Genomic DNA, 17,217 nt, shown 5'->3' with positions numbered 1-17,217 from the left:
TGATGAATCAGTCCATCACCCCGGCGCCCCTGTCCATCCGCCTGGATGAGAAGGTGGCGGCCGTCAAGCTGGCGGCCCTGCTGGAGGACATGAGCGAGCGGGGCGGGGTGGAGAACTACCTGACCGCCCTGGGCAGCAAGCATGCCCTGTTCGCCCAGGCCCTGCCCCGGGTCCGTCCCGCGGCCCTGGTTCCGGAGCTGCCCCTGCTGTTGTTGGAATGTGTCTTTCCGGCCCGGCGGCGACTGGGGCCAGTGTTGCGGCAGATGCCTCGGGAGGCCCTGGCCGAGGCCGTGCTGGAGCTGGTTTACGGCCGAGGCGGTTTGCTCAGGCGCCTGGAGGGCTTCTGTGACCGTCTGCCGGTGCCGGAGCGCAAGCTGCGGCGGGCGGCCTGGGACCTGGGGGCGGAACTGCTGCATTTCCGGGAACCGGAAACGATCCCCCTCATGACCCGCTGGGTCTGGGACACCCAGACCATGAGCGGTGCGGTGCGGGAGTTCGTGCCGGGCAGCGACAGTCTGCAGACCCTGCCCCTGGCGATGACACCGGAGGCCCTGGAGGGGGTGCGTCAGTGGTTTGCCGCACACCTCTCCGCCAGCGGTTTCTACCGGGATCTACCCTTCATCACGGACCTGATCCTGGCTCGGGCCTACGCGGACTACGTGCGTTCCGTTTCCGGGGGGCTGGGCATCCTGCAGGGGGACTTCGGCGCCAGACAGGACCCGATGGAACTGGTGGTCAAACTGCTGGGTATCGACGAGCGGCGCGGCGCGATGGCCGCCGCGGGTCAAGAGACTTGGCATCAGGCGGGTCCGGCCTGACCCATGATGCATGAAGTGTTGCGGAGAAAAGCATGGCGATTCACGAAAAATCCCTGATCGAACCGGAGCGGCTGCTCCGCCACGATACCCTGGTGGTGGACGGTGTGGATGTTTCCGGTCACTGGAATACTATGATCACGCCCCGGACCATCACCGATTACGATGATGACTTCGAGGCCGTCATCCAGCGCTACCCGGGTGCCGAGAACGTACACCGCTGCTGGCAGTGCGGTTCCTGCACCAATTCCTGCACCATGTACGCCCAGAACGTGCAGTTTAATCCCCGCTACTGGATCTATGCGGTGCGTACCGGACTCAAGGAGGAGATCATCAAGGACAAGGACATCATCTGGCAGTGCGTATCCTGCAACAAGTGTACGAGCATCTGCCCCAAGGACGTACGCCCGGAAGGGGTGATGAAGGCCCTGTCACACTGGCTGGAGGACGAGGGCCACACGCCCAAGTCACCGTCCCGGGTCTTCGACGAGGAGTTCACCGAGCAGATCTATGCCCGTGGCCGCATCGAGGACAGTCTGGTGTTGCTGAATTTCTTCAGGAAAACCGGCCAACCCCTGGTGCCCCAGTGGCTGCGTGTGTTCGGTGTGCGTCTGATGCAGCATCTGCCGGTAGGTCTGGGGATGCGCTTTGCGCGCAATTTCTTCTTTGCCCCCAGAACTCGGTCCTGGGGACGCACCGGCGAGGTGCTCAAGCAGTATGTGCGTGAACAGAAGGAGGCCACCCATGGCTAAGGCTAAGGTTGCGTACTATCCCGGCTGCGCCCTGGAAGGCTCCGCCGGCCCCTATGACAAGTCCACCCGGGTGCTGGTGAAGGCGCTGGACATGGAGATGGTCAACCTCAAGGACTACAACTGCTGCGGTGCCATGGAGGTGAAGAACATCCATCCCATGCTGCAGACCTATCTGTCCGCCCGCAATCTGGCCATCGCCACCGAGCAGATGGGGCTGAACACGGTGATGGCCCCCTGCAACGGCTGTTACCACAACCTGAAGAAGGCCGAGTACGAGACTGCTACCTCCGAAAAAACCATGGAGACGGTGCAGGACCTGGCCCGCAAGGCGGGCGACCCGGTGTACAAGGGAGATGTTCGCACGGTGCATCTGTTGGAGTGGCTGATGGAAGAGAAAGGGCCTGAAGGCATCAAGGACCGGATGAAGAAGAGCCTGAACGGCATTCGCATCGCCAACTACTACGGCTGCATGTACACCCGTCCCCGGCAGATCTTTCCGGAGAAGGATCAGGGGCCGGGTTCCGAGTCCACCTACAAGCCGCATTTCATGGATGACCTGCTGGAGGCCGTTGGTGGGGCGAACATGGATTTTCCGCTGAAGACGGCCTGTTGCGGCGGTGCGCATACCTTGTCGGATTCCGACACCTCCACCCAGTTGGTGCTGAATCTCTTGCAGGCGGCGGAGGATTCGGGGGCCGAGGTGATCGCCACTGAATGTCCCACCTGTCACTCGGGCCTGGAGATGCACCAGGTGCGCGCGGAGACCGAGTTTGGTATCAAGACCCATGTGAAGATCGTCTACTTCACCCAGCTGCTGGGCCTGTCCATGGGGCTGTCCCCGCGCAAGCTGGGGATTCACGAGAATGTCAGTGATTCCATCGGTTTTCTGAAGGACAAGGGAGTCATTTAGGGTTTATGGATTGCAATGGCTGCGAGTTCCATCCGGATCTTTACTACGACGATGAGTACCAGGTCTGGCTGCGCCGGGAACCGGGAGATATCCTGACCGTCGGCATGACCGACCTGTCCCAGGCCATCGCCGGCAAAATCCTGCACGTGCGGGTGCGTCGGCCGGGCAGCCGGCGTCCCCCCGGCAAGCCGGTGGCCACCATCGAGAGCGGCAAGTGGGCGGGGCCTGTCCCCAACTTTGTGGACTGCACCATTTTGGAGATCAACGAGGCGGTGATGGCGACCCCGGCCCTGCTGAACCAGGACCCCTTCGGGGCCTGGATTGCCCGGGTGGCGGTGCATGAGCCCCTGGATGCCGCCCTGCGGCGTTTCGTGACCGGGGAGGCGGCGAGGGCGGGTTATTGTGCCCGCGCCGAACGGGACGACATCCACTGCGGGCGTGAGTAAGGAACATGGTGCAGACACCATCGGCAACACCGGATGATGTGGAGGCAGACCAGACCGTGGTCTTCATCATGACCAGCGGTCCTTCCTCCCCGGCGCGCTGTGCCACCCCTTTCTATCTGGGGTCGGTGCTGGCTGCCATGGATGCCCGGGTACACATCTTTTTCACCATGGAGGGGGTGAGACTGATGCAGACGGGGGTGGCGGAGTCGCTGTGTGCCATGCCGGGTGGGCGTCGCATCATCGAATTCATCCGGGACGCCAAGCGGGCCGGGGTAGTGCTGCACGTCTGTGAGCCGGCGATGCCCGGCTATGACATGGACCCGGATGCCGACCTGATCCCGGAGGTGGATCACGTGGCCCGTGCCAGTGATCTGGCGGATCTGGTGCTGGACTGTGACAAGCTGATCACCTTCTGAACGGGCAGGGTGGCAGGTCTTGACCTGCATCACCTCGGGGCCATCGCCGTCGCCGGGAGACTCGATATACTGCAATGGGTAATATTCAAATACTCGAAAAGGAGATAATCATGGGCGCAGTCAAGGGCTGTGATCTGCCGGAAGAGCTTCAGTACAGCATCGACAACAACGTCTGGGTGCGCCGGGGCGACGACGGCAACGTGACCGTGGGCATGACCGCCTACGCTTGTGCCCTGGCGGGGCAGGTGGTGTCCTATACCCCGAAGAAGGCCGGCAAGGATGTGAAGAAGGACAAGTCCTGCGCCACCGTGGAATCCGGCAAGTGGGTGGGTCCCGCCAAGACCCCGATCAGCGGCGAGGTGGTGGCCGTCAATGATGCCGTCTCCGCCAGTCCGGGTCTGATCAACCAGGATCCCTACGGCGAAGGCTGGCTGGTGAAGATCAAGCCCGCCGACTGGGATGGCGATGCCGTCGACCTCAAGACCGGCGCCGATGCGCTGGCGGCCTTCCAGGCCAAGATGGACGCGGACGGCTTCAAGGGCTGTGCCTGATCGGCGGCGGCTGACCCAGTGCCCCTCTCCCTCGGGGAGAGGGGTTGGGGTGAGGGGAGTGCGGGATGTTCGCCGCAAAACGTGCCAACAGAACCACCGTCAAGCAAGGATTCCCATGACCGACTGGTACCCGCTGGCCGCCCGTATCGAGGCCCTGGAAGAGCTGTCCCTGAATCCTGATCTGGTGCGCCGTCTCCAGGCCCGGCATCCGGCCGACGGGTTGGCTTCGGATGCCCGCATCGACTTCTACACCCCCAGCTTCAAGTCCTACCAGACCACCGAGATCAGCCGCTGTGCCGGCCATGCCTGGCCCGCGGTGTCCATCACCGGGGGCGATTGCAAGCTGCAGTGCGACCACTGCAAGGCCAAGCTGCTGGAGCCCATGATCCCTGCCCGATCCCCGGAGGCCCTGTGGGCGCTGGTGAACCGATTGCTGGAGGAGGGGGGGCAGGGGATGCTGCTGACCGGCGGTTCCAACCACCGCAATGAGGTGGAGTACGGCCCCTATTACGACATCATCCGCCGCATCAAGGATGAATTTCCCCAATTTCGCATCGCCCTGCACACGGCCCTGGTGGACGAGGATGGCGCCCGCTGCATGGCCGATTCGGGCATCGATGCCGCCATGATGGATGTGATCGGTGCCCAGGAAACCATCACCCAGGTCTATCACCTGCGCCGCCGCGTGGAAGATTTCGAGGCCACCCTGGAACACCTGGTGAAGACCCCCATGAAGGTGGTGCCTCATATCGTCATGGGGCTGCACTACGGACGCTTTCTGGGAGAATGGGATGCCCTGGCGATGCTCCGGCGTCACACTCCCGATGCGGTGGTGCTGGTGGTGGTGATGCCTTTTCATGCCAATCCGAAACGGCCTTTCGAAACGCCGAGCCCGGATGCGGTGGGCAGGTTCTTTCTGGATGCCCGCCAGGCCCTGCCCGGGACACCGCTGTTGCTGGGGTGCGCCCGCCCCCCGGGGGAGGTGAAGGCGATGATCGATACCTATGCGGTGATGGCGGGTATCAACGGACTGGCCCACCCGGCCGAAGGCACCGTGGAACTGGCGGCACGGCTGGGGTATCGGGTTCGGGTCATTCCTTCCTGCTGCTCCATGGCCGTGGGCGAGGAGGTGCTGGGCGATGACCAGGCCGGTCTGGAACTGGATCTGGAAGCCATCCTGGCGGACGAGCACCGGCGCCGGACACCTCGGGGGCTAGCCGGCATCCCCGTCGTCGCCCAGGCACCGGCCGCCATGGCGCGTTCATGATCCCGGTTAAGCCCCTCACCCCTTGTGGGAGAGGGGTTGGGGTGCCGGGTGAATATCAAGCATGAATGGGAGTGGACCGATGTCGGAAAAGATCAATCTCAGAGTCCTGGACACCGGTCTGCGCCGGGCCGCCGAGAATATGGCCCTGAACCGGACTCTGTTGGAGTGTCATCAGGCGGGGCATAGCCCCCATACCTTGCGTTTTTTGCGCTTTGAGCCCTGTGCCCTGGTGGGCTTCCACCAGAACGTGGCGCAGGAACTGCGGATCGATCGCTGTCTTGCCGAGGGGATCGACATCCAGCGCCGCATCACCGGCGGTGGTGCCATCTATTTCGATCCCGGTCAGATCGGCTGGGAGCTGTACGTGGATCGGCGCTTTCTGGGCACCGCCGACATGGGGAAGATCGCCCGTCGCATCTGCGAGGCGGCGGCGGACGGCATCCGCCGTCTGGGCGTGGACGCCCGCTACCGCCCCCGCAACGACATCGAGGTGGCGGGACGCAAGATCTCCGGCACCGGCGGGGCCTTTGACGGCAACTCCATCATGTACCAGGGCACCCTGCTCATCGACTTCGATGTGGAACGCATGCTGAGGGTTTTGCGCATCCCGGCAGAAAAACTCTCCGACAAGGCCATTGCCTCGGCCCGGGAGCGGGTAACGAACCTGCGGGAACTGCTGGGCGAGCCGCCGCCCCTGGCGCGGGTCCAGTCCGCTTTGGCCGAGGCCTTTGCCGAGGCCTTCCAGGTGGATCTGGTACCGGCGGATAACCTGAATTCGCGGGAGCAGAACCACTTTGCCCAGGCCCTGGCGGAGATCGACAGCGAAGAATGGGTTTACCAGCGCAATCGCCCGGAAGGGGGCATGCCCCTGCTGGAGGCGGTGCATCGCTGCCAAGGTGGTCTCATGCGTGCCGGGGTGATGCTGGATGAGGCCCGGGGCATCATCCGTCAGGTCTGGATCACCGGGGACTTTTTCATGAACCCCCGGCGCATGCTGGTGGATCTGGAGGCGTCTCTCAAGGAGACGCCGGTGGCGGAGTTGGAGGCGAATATCCACCGCTTCTTCGATGCCTATCGGGTGGAGATGCTGATGCTCTCCCGGGAGGATTTCCTGCAGGTCCTGCGCAAGTCCCTGGACTCCCGTGACCCGGCGTCTGCAAGGGCAGAGCCCCGTGTTTCCGGTTGACGTGCTGGTGGTGGGGTTGGGGCCGGGGGGGGGCAGCGCCGCCCGGATCGCGGCCGAGGGCGGCGCCCGGGTGCTGGCGGTGGAGCGTCGGGCCGCGGTGGGAGAGCCGGTGCAGTGCGCCGAGTTCATTCCGCTGCCCATGGGGTGTCATGCCCGGGATGCGGCCGTGTACTGTCAGCCCATCACCGGGATGAGCACCTATCTACCCTCGGGCGTTCGCCACGACAGTGACTTTCCCGGGATCATGATTCATCGGGGTGCCTTTGACCGGGCCATTGCCCGGCAGGCCGAGCGGGCCGGCGCAAGGCTCTGGACCGGCACGACCCTGGTGGGACTGGACCCGGTGGCCCGGGTGGCCCGGGTTCGGCAAAGAGGCGGGATGACATCCGTCACCTACCGATTGCTGGTGGCGGCGGATGGCCCCCATTCTTCGGTGGCGGCCCATCTGGGGCTGCCGGCCCTGGAGTTGGTGCAGACCCGACAGTACACCGTGCCACTGCTCAAGGTTCATGCAGAGACGGACATCTGGTTGTCCGGGGACTATCCCGGCGGCTACGCATGGCTCTTTCCCAAGAAGGGCGAAGCCAATCTGGGTCTGGGGATCGATAAGCGCCTGACCCCGGATCTGAAGGCACCCCTGGATGCCCTGCATCGCACCTTGGTGCGGGAAGGGCGGGTCGGGGCAAAGATTTTGCGCCGTACCGGCGGGGCCATTCCCGTGGGCGGCCTGCGAGGTGTCCTGGTCCATGGTGAGGTGCTGTTCGTGGGCGATGCGGCGGGCCTGACCCATCCCATTACCGGCGGCGGCATCGCCCCGGCAGTGATCTCCGGCGAACGGGCCGGGGGGGCCGCTGTGGCATATTTGCAGGGCGAGGATGGGGCCCTGGTCGACTATGACGAGGAGATCCGCGACCTGTATCAGCCCGGCCTGGACCGCGCCGTGGCCCGGCGTCGCGAGCTGATCGCCGCCTGGCGGGTGTCGGCGCTGGATCAGGATGCCCCCCACCGTCGCGGCTGGATCGCCTTCCCCGAATACCTGCAGGACCCTCCTGCCCGCGAGCCGGGATCACACACACCAGCACCGACCACCGAGGAGCGGATACCCATATGAGCACCCCCGCCGATGCCCGGGACATCCCGGTCAATTTCTATCGTCCGGATCCGTACATCAAGACGCCCCGGATGCGTTCCCCGGAATATGTGCAGATGTCCACTGCCGCCGCCATCACCCTGGGACTGGTCAAGGGCTGGATGCACCGTACCCGCTGCACCCATTGCCTCAATCTGCTGGTCACCTATCCGGAAGGCTGTCGGGCCAACTGTAGTTACTGCGGCCTGGCCCGTCACCGGGAGGAATCCCGCGACTATGCCGACCGTAACTTCATCCGGGTGGACTGGCCCACGGCTCGCTATGATGACGTGATCGAGCGCATTCGCAACGGGGCCGACCAGGGACGGTTCGAGCGCATGTGCATCTCCATGATCACCCATCCGGATTCGGACGAGGACACCGCCATCCTGCTGGATAAGTGGGTGCAGGCGGTGCCCCATATCCCGGCCTCCATCCTGTCCAACCCCACCACCATGGGCTACGACGACCTGGTGCGACTGCGGGACATCGGCGCCCAGATCTTCACCGTCGCCCTGGACGCCGTCACGCCCGAAGTCTTCGAGCGCACCCGGGGGGCGTCGGTGGACAGCCCCCATCGTTGGGGGACCTACTGGCAGGCCCTGGAATGGGCCGCCGAGATCTACGGCCCGGAGCGTTTCGGTGCCCATCTCATCTGCGGCATGGGGGAGACGGAGCGGGAGATGCTGGAGGTCTGCCAGCGCATCTGCGACATGGGTGGGCACAATCATCTGTTTGCCTTCTTCCCGGAACAGGGTTCCCTGATGGAGGACTGGTCGCCGGCGCCCCGGGACCAGTGGCGGCGGGTGCAGCTGGCCCGTTTCCTGATCGACTATCGCGGGGTGCGGGTGCAGGACATGGGTTTCAACGGGCAGGGGCGGGTGGTGGATTTCGGTCTGGATCGCCAGGAACTGGAGGCCCTGATCGCTTCCGGTCGTCCGTTTCAGACCTCCGGTTGCCCCGGGCATTCCGATGACGAGATCTCGGCCTGCAACCGTCCGTATGGGGATTCGAGTCCCACGGACATCATGTCCTTCCCGTTTGCCTTGTCGGACCAGGATGTGGCCTTCGTGCGACGTCAGATGGCGGGGGAGGATATCGGTACCTTCGACCATGAAGGTGACGCATAGGTGTGACCTGTGTTGAGGCGCCCGCGGGGGGAGATGCATGGGAGACTTGACCTTTCATGGAATAAGTCTAGAGTTAAAGGCTATGAGGGGAGTCAGGATTGTCCCGGTCAGTGATATCCGCGAGGAGTCGGCGCACAGTGATGTCTACTTCAGGTACTTTTCGTGAACAGACCGGTAGCCGCCGGCCTACCATTCAATCCCGTCTGGATCGCAGGTTCATCGTCATGACCGCTCGGGAGTCGCTGCTGTCCGATCTGGACATGGTGGCCCCCATCGGCTGGACCCGGGTGGTGGCCACGGAGCTGGCGGAACTGGGAGACTGGAACGACATCCTGCTCCATCGCTTCGTGCTGCTGGACCTGGAAGGGGGCGACGCCTTCGATCCCCTGGACGTGATCCGGATGCTGAGGACGGAGTATCAGATCAACATCCCGGTATTCTGCTTCGGCGGGGACGAGGATCTGCAGGACCAGATGCGTCTGGCCCGGGCTGATCGATTCTTTACCCGGGATGAGATGCTGGACATGCTGCCCGACTTCTTCGAGCAATACGGCTGGGGCGGGTAGGGCGCAATCACCCCACCCGGTCTGTTCCCGGACGTTCAGGCGGATATCCCGGCCGAACGGCGGGGCACGCCCCCGGGTCTGCGTTGCGCGTAACAAAACCTTTCCATGTCCCCTGTACCAAGCGCGGGTGGTCCCGGCGTGTGCCCGGGTCCACCCGACTGCGGCTTTCCGGTTTCGACATCGGCAACTTCGGCGGGGGAAAACGATCCGAATGGTGAAATTCATGCCCCGACATATTATGATCGAGCCTTTTCCCCTTCGTTCCGCGGTCAAACTCTTCAGGGGGTTGTCCCGGGGCGTAGTTAGCCCAGAGCAGGCAAGCTTCTTATGCAGCAGGAGACCAAGACCGTGGAATTGACCGGTGCCGAGATTTTCGTCCGCTGTCTGCAGGAGGAAGGTGCTGATCTGATATTCGGGTACCCCGGCGGCTCCGTACTCCATATCTACGACGCCCTGTACCGACAGGATAAGGTCAAGCATATCCTCGTGCGACATGAGCAGGGGGCGGTGCACGCCGCCGAAGGGTTTGCCAAGTCCACCGGCAAGCCCGGTGTGGTCCTGGTGACTTCCGGCCCCGGTGCCACCAACGCCGTCACCGGTATCGCCGATGCGTACATGGATTCCGTGCCTATGGTGATCTTCACCGGCCAGGTACCCACCAGCCTGATCGGCAACGATGCCTTCCAAGAAGTGGACACCGTGGGTATCACCCGCCCCTGCGTGAAGCACAACTTCCTGGTCAAGGACGTCAAGGATCTGGCCACCACCATCAAGAAGGCCTTCTACGTGGCTACCACCGGTCGCCCGGGACCTGTGGTGGTGGACATCCCCAAGGACATCACCGCCGCGCGCTTTGAGTTCAGCTACCCCAAGAGCATCAAGATGCGCTCCTACAACCCCACGGTGAAGGGGCATCCGGGACAGATCCGCAAGGCGGTGGACCTGATCCTGTCCGCGAAAAAGCCCATGCTCTACACCGGTGGCGGCGTGATCCTGGGCAATGCGGCCAAGTCCCTGACCGAACTGACCCGGCTGCTGAACTACCCCATTACCAATACCCTCATGGGGCTGGGCGGCTATCCGGCCTCCGATCGTCAGTTCCTGGGTATGCTGGGCATGCACGGCACCTATGAGGCCAACATGGCCATGCACCATGCGGATGTGCTCATCGCCATCGGTGCCCGCTTCGATGACCGGGTCACCGGCAACATCGAGAAGTTCTGCCCCCATGCCCGCATCGTCCATGTGGACGTGGACCCGGCCTCCATCTCCAAGAACGTGAAGGTGGACGTGCCCATCGTCGGCCAGGTGGATCAGGTGCTCAAGACCATGATCAAGGAGATCAAGGCTAGCGGGGCTCGGCCCGATCCGGATGCCCTGGCCGATTGGTGGAAGCAGATCGACGAATGGCGGGCCATGGACTGTCTCAAATACGACAAGACCAGCGAACTGATCAAGCCCCAGTACGTGCTGGAGACCCTCTGGCGCCTGACCAAGGGGGATGCCTTCGTCTGCTCCGACGTGGGTCAGCACCAGATGTGGACGGCCCAGTTCTACGGCTTTGACAAGCCCAACCGCTGGATCAATTCCGGCGGCCTGGGCACCATGGGCTTCGGTCTGCCGGCGGCCATCGGGACCCAGATCGCCCATCCGGACGAGACTGTGGTCTGCGTCACCGGCGAAGCCAGTATCCAGATGTGCATCCAGGAGTTGTCCACCGCCCTGCAATATCATCTGCCCATCAAGGTGGTGACTCTGAACAATCGCTACATGGGTATGGTGCGCCAGTGGCAGGAGTTCTTCTATCAGGGGCGCTATGCCATGTCCTATATGGATGCACTGCCTGATTTCGTGCAGCTCGCCGAGGCCTACGGTCACGTGGGCATGCGCATCGAGCAGCCGGGTGACGTGGAAGGTGCCATCCAGGAAGCCCTGAAGATGAAGGATCGCCTGGTGTTCATGGACTTTATCACCGACCAGAGCGAGAACGTCTACCCCATGGTTCCGGCCGGTGCAGGCCAGAACGAAATGATCCTCCTGTGATGCGACCATGAGACACATAATCTCAATCCTGATGGAAAACGAGTCCGGCGCCCTGTCCCGGGTGGCCGGGCTGTTCTCGGCCCGTGGCTACAATATCGAGTCCCTCACCGTGGCCCCCACCGAGGACCCGACCCTGTCCCGCCTGACCCTGGTGACCCGCGGGTCGGATGAGGTGATCGAACAGATCACCAAGCAGCTCAACAAGCTGGTGGACGTGGTCAAGCTGCTGGATCTGACCGAGCACCGCCACATTGAGCGCGAGATGATGATGGTGAAGCTCAAGGTCCAGGACGGTGAGCAGCGGGCCGAGGTTGTGCGCATGACCGAGATCTTTCGCGGCCACATCATCGATGTGAGTGCCACCGCCTATGTGGTGGAACTCACCGGCGACAGCCCCAAGCTGGATGCCTTCATCGACGCGGTACGCGGTTTTGAGGTGGTTGAAGTGGTACGCTCCGGCGTCATGGGCATTGCCCGCGGCGACGTGGCCCTCAGGCTTTGATCCCATTTTCCTTAATCTGAAATCTGAACCTTTACTCTTTATCCGTATTTCGGGGATACCTACCATGCAGGTCTATTACGACAAAGACGCCGATCTCTCCATCATCCAGGGGATGAAGGTGGCCATCATCGGTTACGGCTCCCAGGGCCACGCCCACGCCAACAACCTGAAGGATTCCGGTGTTGACGTGACCGTGGGCTTGCGCCCCGGCTCGATCTCCGCCAAGAAGGCCGAAGATGCCGGTCTGAACGTCAAGAACATCGAAGTGGCGGTCAAGAATGCCGACCTGGTGATGATCCTGGCCCCCGACGAGCACCAGGCCGCCCTCTACCGGGAACTGGTGGAGCCCAACCTGAAGGAAGGCGGTGCCCTGGCCTTCGCCCATGGTTTCAACGTCCATTTCGAGCAGATCCAGCCCCGTGAGGATCTGGACGTGATCATGATCGCACCCAAGGGTCCCGGCCATCTGGTACGTTCCACTTACAAGCAGGGCGGCGGTGTGCCCAGCCTGATCGCCGTCTACCAGGACGCCAGCGGTCGTGCCCGTGACATCGCCCTGTCCTACGCCTCCGCCAACGGCGGCGGCCGTGCCGGTGTGATCGAAACCACCTTCAAGGACGAGACTGAAACCGACCTGTTCGGTGAGCAGGCCGTGCTCTGTGGTGGCGCCTCCGCCCTGGTCCAGGCCGGTTTCGAAACCCTGGTGGAAGCCGGCTATCCGCCGGAAATGGCCTACTTCGAGTGTCTGCACGAACTCAAGCTGATCGTCGACCTGATGTACGAGGGCGGCATCGCCGACATGCGCTACTCCATCTCCAACACGGCGGAGTACGGCGACATCACCCGTGGCCCTCGGGTGGTCAACGAGCAGACCAAGGAAGAGATGCGCAAGATCCTGCGCGAGATCCAGACCGGTGACTTTGCCCGCGAATTCATCCTGGAAAGCGCTTCCGGCAATGCCAAGCTCAAGGCCAGCCGCCGCATCGCCCGCGAGCATCCCATTGAAGTGGTGGGCTCCCGTCTGCGCGACATGATGCCCTGGATCAAGGCCAACAAGATCGTGGACAAGTCCAAGAACTGATCTTTCATGGTGTTGTGATGACAGGGGCTGCGCCTGGCGCAGCCCCTGTCTTGTGTGCAATCCAGCCCGAGAGTGAACCGCCTTTCGGGCCTGTCGTCCGGGATACATCCATGCTCCCCATCGCTCCGGAAGGACGTCCCTATCTGGCCCAGGTCGCCGTCCTGGTGGCCCTGGCGCATTTTTTTCTGGGTTTCTGGGCCTTCCCGACCTGGTTATTGCTGATCGCCGCACTGGTGATGTTCCGTGACATGCCGCGCAAGACGCCGCCCAATCCGTTGGCGGTGGTGAGCCCCGTGGATGGGGTGGTGGCCGATGTGCGTGAATGCCATGACCCCTTTCTGGATCGCCGGACCACCCGGGTCATCTTGCATCAGCGTCGTTTCGGGGAGTTCAATATCCATAGCCCGGTAGAGGGCAAGTTTCAGCAATACTGGGCGGGTGGCGAAGGGCAGGCAGTGGCGGAAGCCGAAGGCCGTTTTGCCATCTGGCTGCAGACCGACGAGAAGGAGGACGTGGTGCTGGCCACGGACCGTCGCCGCTGGCCCCATCGCCTGAGCATCCTGGCGCAGGCCGGTGAGCGATTAGGGCAGGGGCGGCGCTGCGGGTTCCTGGGCTTCTGGCGCCCGATGGAACTCTATCTGCCGCACAATGCCAGAGTGGACGTGAAGCCCGGTCAGACGGTCCTGGCGGGGACCGACGTGATTGCCACTCTGCTGCATAGAAAAGAGCCGACGGGAGGTTCATGATCATGGAGGGGCAGCCGGAACATCCCAAAGGGCGCAAGGGGATTTATCTCCTGCCCAATCTGTTTACCACGGCGGCGCTGTTCGCCGGCTTTTTCGCCATCATGGCGGCCATTAATGGGGATTTCATCGCGGCAGCAGTGTCGGTTTTCATCGCCATGGTGCTGGATGGCGTGGATGGGCGTGTGGCGCGATTGACCCATACCCAAAGCGCCTTCGGCGCTGAGTATGATTCCCTGGCCGACATGGTGTCCTTTGGGGTGGCGCCGGCAGTGGTCATGTATCTGTGGGTCCTGAACGGACTCGGCCAGCTGGGGTTGGTGGCCACTTTCTTCTATACCGCTGCCGCGGCCCTGCGCCTGGCCCGGTTCAATACCAAGCTGGGCGTGGCGGACAAGCGGTTTTTCCAGGGATTGCCCAGTCCGGCTTCCGCGGCCGTCATGATGGGCCTGGTCTGGGTTTGGAACGACCTTGAGTTTTCCGGTGCCGGCATGATGCTGCCCGCATTGCTGATCACCGTCCTCTGTGGTGCGGCCATGGTGAGCAATCTCACCTACTTCAGTTTCAAGGACATGGATTTTCGCCATCGGGTCCCCTTTTTCGTGGTCATCGCGGTGCTGCTGGCGGTGATGCTCACGGCCATCGATCCGCCGAAGGTGTTATGGCTCGGTTTTGTCGTTTATGCCTTGTCGGGGCCCGCGTTGATGCTGTTCCGCTGGCGGCGTCGGCGTCTGCAGCGGGTGTCGGGGGAGGACTGATCTCTTGCCCCGGGCCAACGGGGTGTGGGCGTGTGGCGTAAAGTTAAATACGGGATTGACGGTGTCACCGCTTATGCGTAATATGTGCGCCTTCGGCATCGCCATTGACTGCACGCGATGCTCGGGAAATCCGGGGTATAGCGCAGTCTGGTAGCGCGCCTGCTTTGGGAGCAGGATGTCGGGGGTTCGAATCCCTCTACCCCGACCATTTGAAACCGCCAGGCGGCAGGATCCAGGCGCCCGTAGCTCAACCGGATAGAGCATCGGCCTTCTAAGCCGAGGGTTGCAGGTTCGAGTCCTGCCGGGCGCGCCAATTGTATGGTTTGATGCAGTAGCTGTTTTGTTTATGGTGGCCGTAGCTCAGATGGTAGAGTCCCGGATTGTGATTCCGGTTGTCGCGGGTTCGAGCCCCGTCGGCCACCCCAGATTACCAAGGATGACCGTGCAGGCATTCTCAGGATGCCGCGTCAGGGAAGCGTAAAGCGAAAAGTCGTGTTCCTGGGCCGTTAGCTCAATTGGTAGAGCAGTGGACTCTTAATCCATTGGTTGTAGGTTCGATTCCTACACGGCCCACCAATGTGTCCGGATATGCAGGAGGCCCGACGATTGTCGGGCCTTTTTGCATTGTGGGGCAGGGTTATGAACCTGCGGGCGTGCCTGTATAATGCCCTGCTACATCCGGCAGTGGCGGTGTTTGGCGAAAGTGGCGGAATTGGTAGACGCGCTGGATTTAGGTTCCAGTGGGGTAACCCGTGAGAGTTCGAGTCTCTCCTTTCGCACCATGTTCAAGCCATCGGCAATGCGTGTCCGGCAGACACACTCTCAGGGACTCGGCGATGTGCCGGGAGACATGGCGGGCGCACACACGGCGCTCTCGGTCCCCGGATCTTGCCCGGTCCAAGAATTCTGAAATAGACGCGAACGACGCGAAGAGGTTTTCAGTCCATGCAAGTATCAGTGGAGTCCTTGAGCAGCCTGGAACGGCGCATGACGGTTCAGGTGCCTGCCGAGCGGATTCAGGAAGAAGTGGATCGTCGTCTCAAATCCCTGGTGAAGCGGGTGAAGATTGATGGCTTCCGCCCCGGCAAGGTGCCGCTCAAGGTGGTCCAGCAGCGTTATGGTGACGGGGTGTACCAGGAGGTCCTGGGTGAACTGATGCAGTCCTCCTACCAGGACGCCCTGAACCAGGAAAGCCTGATTCCCGCCGGCCCGCCGGATATCGAACCCAAGTCCGTCGAGGCGGGTGAGGCGCTGGAATACGTGGCTGTTTTCGAAGTCTTCCCCGACGTGGTGCCCGCCGACATGAGCGGCGTGGAGATTGCTCGCCCTCAGGTGGACATTGCCGATGCGGATGTGGACAAGGTCATTGACTCCCTGCGCAAGCAGCGCCGTCAGTGGTCCGACGTGGAGCGCGAGTCGGCCAAGGGCGACCGCATCGTCATCGACTTCACCGGCACCCTGGACGGCGAGGCCTTTGAAGGCGGCAGCGCTGAGGATGCCAATCTGGAACTGGGCGAAGGCCGCATGATCCCCGGTTTCGAAGAGCAACTGGAAGGACTCAAGACCGGTGATGAGAAGACCATTTCCGTGACCTTCCCCGAAGACTACCCGGCGGAGCATCTGGCCGGTCGTCCGGCTGAGTTTGCCGTCAAGGTCAAGGCCGTGCAGGAATCCGTGCTGCCTGAAGTCAATGACGAATTTGCCAAGGATTTCGGTGTCGAAGACGGTGGTGTGGAAAAATTGCGTGAAGAAGTGCGCAAGAACATGACCCGCGAAATGGAACAGGCTGTCAAGGCCAAGGTCAAAGAGCAGGTGATGCAGGCGCTGTTCGACCGCAATCCGGTGGATCTGCCCAAGGCCGTGGTCAAGGACGAGATCAACCGTCTGCGGGAGCAGGCCATCTCCCGCTTCGGTCGTAGCGCCCAGGGGGTGCCGGACCTGGCGGACGAGCTGTTCGAGGAAGAGGCCCGCCGTCGGGTGGCCCTGGGGCTGGTGATCCGCGAGATCATCCGTCGCGATGAGATCCGCGTGGATCAGGCCCGTGTCACGGCAGAGCTGGACGCCATGTCCGCCGGTTATGAAGACCCGGAACAAGTGGTGAAGTACTATCGCAGTAACAAGCAGGCCATGAGTGGCCTGGAAGCCATGGTTCTTGAGCAACAGGTGGTGGATCAGGTGCTGGAACAGTGCCAGGCCAAGGATGAGTCCATCAGCTTCGACCGTCTCATGAACCCATCGCAGGAGACTGAAGTCTAAATGAGCGATCGTGGGTTTGCAGCAACGGGCGGTGCCCTGGATACCCGGGCACTGAATCTGGTCCCCATGGTGGTCGAGCAGACCGCCCGGGGGGAGCGTGCGTATGACATCTATTCCCGACTCCTCAAGGAGCGGGTGATCTTCGTCGTGGGTCCGGTGGAGGACTACATGGCGAACGTGATCGTGGCGCAGCTCCTGTTCCTGGAGTCTGAAAACCCCGACAAGGACATCAGTCTCTACATCAATTCCCCCGGCGGTGTGGTCACCGCCGGGCTGGCCATCTACGACACCATGCAGTTCATCAAACCCGATGTCAGCACCCTTTGCATCGGTCAGGCCGCCAGCATGGGCGCCGTCCTGCTGGCCGGCGGGGCTGCGGGCAAGAGATACTGCCTGCCCCATTCCCGGATCATGATTCACCAGCCCCTGGGCGGATTTCAGGGGCAGGCGACGGATATCGACATCCATGCCCGCGAGATCCTCAAGGTTCGTGACCAGCTCAACGGCATCCTCTCCCATCACACCGGCCAGCCGGTGGAGCGCATTGAGCAGGATACCGAGCGTGACCGCTTCCTGAGCGCCACTGATGCCCAGGAATACGGCATCATCGACAAGGTCCTGGAGACCCGGAGTCTGCTCCAGGGTTCCTGATCCGGAAGGTTCCGG

The 17,217-nt window shown here is 62.6% G+C and carries 18 protein-coding genes and 5 tRNA genes; all 23 read left to right on the top strand.

Going from position 1 to position 17,217, the window contains the following annotated elements; genetic code table 11:
* Positions 1–2: 2 nt before the first annotated feature.
* The 23 genes from LQ956_RS00540 (at position 3) to clpP (ending at position 17,202) form a co-directional block, all read left to right on the top strand.
* Positions 3–818 (top strand): hypothetical protein, encoded by an 816-nt coding sequence (locus tag LQ956_RS00540; protein ID WP_238629133.1) that lies wholly within the window; start codon positions 3–5, stop codon positions 816–818.
* A 32-nt stretch (positions 819–850) separates the two neighbouring features.
* On the top strand, positions 851–1,567 hold the full coding sequence (locus tag LQ956_RS00535; RefSeq protein WP_238629132.1) for a 4Fe-4S dicluster domain-containing protein: 717 nt from the start codon (positions 851–853) through the stop codon (positions 1,565–1,567).
* Positions 1,560–2,477, top strand: a complete 918-nt coding sequence (locus LQ956_RS00530) for a CoB--CoM heterodisulfide reductase iron-sulfur subunit B family protein (RefSeq protein ID WP_238620965.1) — start codon at positions 1,560–1,562, stop codon at positions 2,475–2,477. Before LQ956_RS00535 ends, LQ956_RS00530 begins: the two co-directional genes overlap by 8 nt.
* Before the next feature lie 5 nt (positions 2,478–2,482).
* Positions 2,483–2,923: a biotin/lipoyl attachment domain-containing protein gene (locus LQ956_RS00525; protein WP_238620966.1), complete on the top strand. Its 441-nt coding sequence runs from the start codon at positions 2,483–2,485 to the stop codon at positions 2,921–2,923.
* 5 nt (positions 2,924–2,928) lie between these two features.
* On the top strand, positions 2,929–3,339 hold the full coding sequence (locus tag LQ956_RS00520; protein WP_238620968.1) for a DsrE family protein: 411 nt from the start codon (positions 2,929–2,931) through the stop codon (positions 3,337–3,339).
* A 110-nt stretch (positions 3,340–3,449) separates the two neighbouring features.
* Positions 3,450–3,890 carry a glycine cleavage system protein GcvH gene (gene gcvH / locus LQ956_RS00515; protein ID WP_238620969.1) on the top strand — a complete coding sequence of 147 codons (441 nt, stop codon included), beginning with the start codon at positions 3,450–3,452 and terminating at the stop codon, positions 3,888–3,890.
* A 115-nt stretch (positions 3,891–4,005) separates the two neighbouring features.
* A complete protein-coding gene (locus tag LQ956_RS00510) occupies positions 4,006–5,157 on the top strand; it encodes a radical SAM protein (protein WP_238620970.1) in 1,152 nt (383 codons plus the stop codon).
* Positions 5,158–5,236: 79 nt separating this feature from the next.
* Positions 5,237–6,343, top strand: a complete 1,107-nt coding sequence (locus tag LQ956_RS00505; protein ID WP_238620971.1) for a lipoate--protein ligase family protein — start codon at positions 5,237–5,239, stop codon at positions 6,341–6,343.
* A complete protein-coding gene (locus tag LQ956_RS00500; RefSeq protein ID WP_238620972.1) occupies positions 6,330–7,454 on the top strand; it encodes an NAD(P)/FAD-dependent oxidoreductase in 1,125 nt (374 codons plus the stop codon). The genes LQ956_RS00505 and LQ956_RS00500 overlap by 14 nt, the downstream gene beginning before the upstream one ends.
* A complete protein-coding gene (locus LQ956_RS00495) occupies positions 7,451–8,602 on the top strand; it encodes a radical SAM protein (RefSeq protein WP_238620973.1) in 1,152 nt (383 codons plus the stop codon). Before LQ956_RS00500 ends, LQ956_RS00495 begins: the two co-directional genes overlap by 4 nt.
* Positions 8,603–8,742: 140 nt before the next feature.
* Positions 8,743–9,168 (top strand): hypothetical protein, encoded by a 426-nt coding sequence (locus LQ956_RS00490; RefSeq protein ID WP_238620974.1) that lies wholly within the window; start codon positions 8,743–8,745, stop codon positions 9,166–9,168.
* Positions 9,169–9,495: 327 nt separating this feature from the next.
* The gene (locus LQ956_RS00485) at positions 9,496–11,211 is read left to right on the top strand and encodes an acetolactate synthase 3 large subunit (protein ID WP_238620975.1); all 1,716 of its coding nucleotides are present in this window, start codon (positions 9,496–9,498) and stop codon (positions 11,209–11,211) included.
* 7 nt (positions 11,212–11,218) lie between these two features.
* Entirely contained in the window at positions 11,219–11,713 is a 495-nt protein-coding gene (gene ilvN, locus LQ956_RS00480) for an acetolactate synthase small subunit (protein WP_200172700.1), read from the top strand.
* Between the two features lie 64 nt (positions 11,714–11,777).
* Positions 11,778–12,794, top strand: a complete 1,017-nt coding sequence (gene ilvC / locus LQ956_RS00475; protein WP_238620976.1) for a ketol-acid reductoisomerase — start codon at positions 11,778–11,780, stop codon at positions 12,792–12,794.
* A 110-nt stretch (positions 12,795–12,904) separates the two neighbouring features.
* The gene (locus LQ956_RS00470; RefSeq protein WP_238620977.1) at positions 12,905–13,540 is read left to right on the top strand and encodes a phosphatidylserine decarboxylase; all 636 of its coding nucleotides are present in this window, start codon (positions 12,905–12,907) and stop codon (positions 13,538–13,540) included.
* Positions 13,537–14,295, top strand: coding sequence for a CDP-diacylglycerol--serine O-phosphatidyltransferase (pssA, locus tag LQ956_RS00465; protein WP_238620978.1), 759 nt, complete (start codon positions 13,537–13,539; stop codon positions 14,293–14,295). The genes LQ956_RS00470 and pssA overlap by 4 nt, the downstream gene beginning before the upstream one ends.
* 131 nt (positions 14,296–14,426) lie before the next feature.
* Positions 14,427–14,503, top strand: a tRNA-Pro gene (locus LQ956_RS00460).
* Positions 14,504–14,531: 28 nt separating this feature from the next.
* Positions 14,532–14,608, top strand: a tRNA-Arg gene (locus tag LQ956_RS00455).
* 36 nt (positions 14,609–14,644) lie between these two features.
* Positions 14,645–14,720: transfer RNA gene (locus tag LQ956_RS00450), tRNA-His, on the top strand.
* A 75-nt stretch (positions 14,721–14,795) separates the two neighbouring features.
* A tRNA-Lys gene (locus tag LQ956_RS00445) sits at positions 14,796–14,871 on the top strand.
* 121 nt (positions 14,872–14,992) lie between these two features.
* Positions 14,993–15,077, top strand: a tRNA-Leu gene (locus LQ956_RS00440).
* A gap of 163 nt (positions 15,078–15,240) precedes the next feature.
* Positions 15,241–16,551 carry a trigger factor gene (tig, locus tag LQ956_RS00435; RefSeq protein WP_238629131.1) on the top strand — a complete coding sequence of 437 codons (1,311 nt, stop codon included), beginning with the start codon at positions 15,241–15,243 and terminating at the stop codon, positions 16,549–16,551.
* Positions 16,552–17,202: an ATP-dependent Clp endopeptidase proteolytic subunit ClpP gene (gene clpP, locus LQ956_RS00430; RefSeq protein ID WP_238620981.1), complete on the top strand. Its 651-nt coding sequence runs from the start codon at positions 16,552–16,554 to the stop codon at positions 17,200–17,202. It begins immediately after the preceding gene.
* Positions 17,203–17,217 lie beyond the last annotated feature (15 nt).

Origin of the sequence: Ectothiorhodospira lacustris, assembly GCF_022227845.1 — a bacterium.
Lineage (GTDB): Bacteria > Pseudomonadota > Gammaproteobacteria > Ectothiorhodospirales > Ectothiorhodospiraceae > Ectothiorhodospira > Ectothiorhodospira lacustris.
This window is presented reverse-complemented; position numbering and strand designations above follow the sequence as displayed.

What these genes read in the sequence shown, in the direction of transcription:
- LQ956_RS00520 (WP_238620968.1), top strand. Translation starts at nt 2,929, where the DNA reads ATGGTGCAGACACCATCGGCAACACCGGATGATGTGGAGGCAGACCAG.
- ilvN (WP_200172700.1), top strand. Translation starts at nt 11,219, where the DNA reads ATGAGACACATAATCTCAATCCTGATGGAAAACGAGTCCGGCGCCCTG.
- ilvC (WP_238620976.1), top strand. Translation starts at nt 11,778, where the DNA reads ATGCAGGTCTATTACGACAAAGACGCCGATCTCTCCATCATCCAGGGG.
- LQ956_RS00535 (WP_238629132.1), top strand. Translation starts at nt 851, where the DNA reads ATGGCGATTCACGAAAAATCCCTGATCGAACCGGAGCGGCTGCTCCGC.
- clpP (WP_238620981.1), top strand. Translation starts at nt 16,552, where the DNA reads ATGAGCGATCGTGGGTTTGCAGCAACGGGCGGTGCCCTGGATACCCGG.
- LQ956_RS00530 (WP_238620965.1), top strand. Translation starts at nt 1,560, where the DNA reads ATGGCTAAGGCTAAGGTTGCGTACTATCCCGGCTGCGCCCTGGAAGGC.
- LQ956_RS00485 (WP_238620975.1), top strand. Translation starts at nt 9,496, where the DNA reads ATGCAGCAGGAGACCAAGACCGTGGAATTGACCGGTGCCGAGATTTTC.
- LQ956_RS00510 (WP_238620970.1), top strand. Translation starts at nt 4,006, where the DNA reads ATGACCGACTGGTACCCGCTGGCCGCCCGTATCGAGGCCCTGGAAGAG.
- LQ956_RS00470 (WP_238620977.1), top strand. Translation starts at nt 12,905, where the DNA reads ATGCTCCCCATCGCTCCGGAAGGACGTCCCTATCTGGCCCAGGTCGCC.
- LQ956_RS00525 (WP_238620966.1), top strand. Translation starts at nt 2,483, where the DNA reads ATGGATTGCAATGGCTGCGAGTTCCATCCGGATCTTTACTACGACGAT.
- gcvH (WP_238620969.1), top strand. Translation starts at nt 3,450, where the DNA reads ATGGGCGCAGTCAAGGGCTGTGATCTGCCGGAAGAGCTTCAGTACAGC.
- pssA (WP_238620978.1), top strand. Translation starts at nt 13,537, where the DNA reads ATGATCATGGAGGGGCAGCCGGAACATCCCAAAGGGCGCAAGGGGATT.
- LQ956_RS00490 (WP_238620974.1), top strand. Translation starts at nt 8,743, where the DNA reads ATGTCTACTTCAGGTACTTTTCGTGAACAGACCGGTAGCCGCCGGCCT.
- LQ956_RS00505 (WP_238620971.1), top strand. Translation starts at nt 5,237, where the DNA reads ATGTCGGAAAAGATCAATCTCAGAGTCCTGGACACCGGTCTGCGCCGG.
- LQ956_RS00495 (WP_238620973.1), top strand. Translation starts at nt 7,451, where the DNA reads ATGAGCACCCCCGCCGATGCCCGGGACATCCCGGTCAATTTCTATCGT.
- tig (WP_238629131.1), top strand. Translation starts at nt 15,241, where the DNA reads ATGCAAGTATCAGTGGAGTCCTTGAGCAGCCTGGAACGGCGCATGACG.
- LQ956_RS00540 (WP_238629133.1), top strand. Translation starts at nt 3, where the DNA reads ATGAATCAGTCCATCACCCCGGCGCCCCTGTCCATCCGCCTGGATGAG.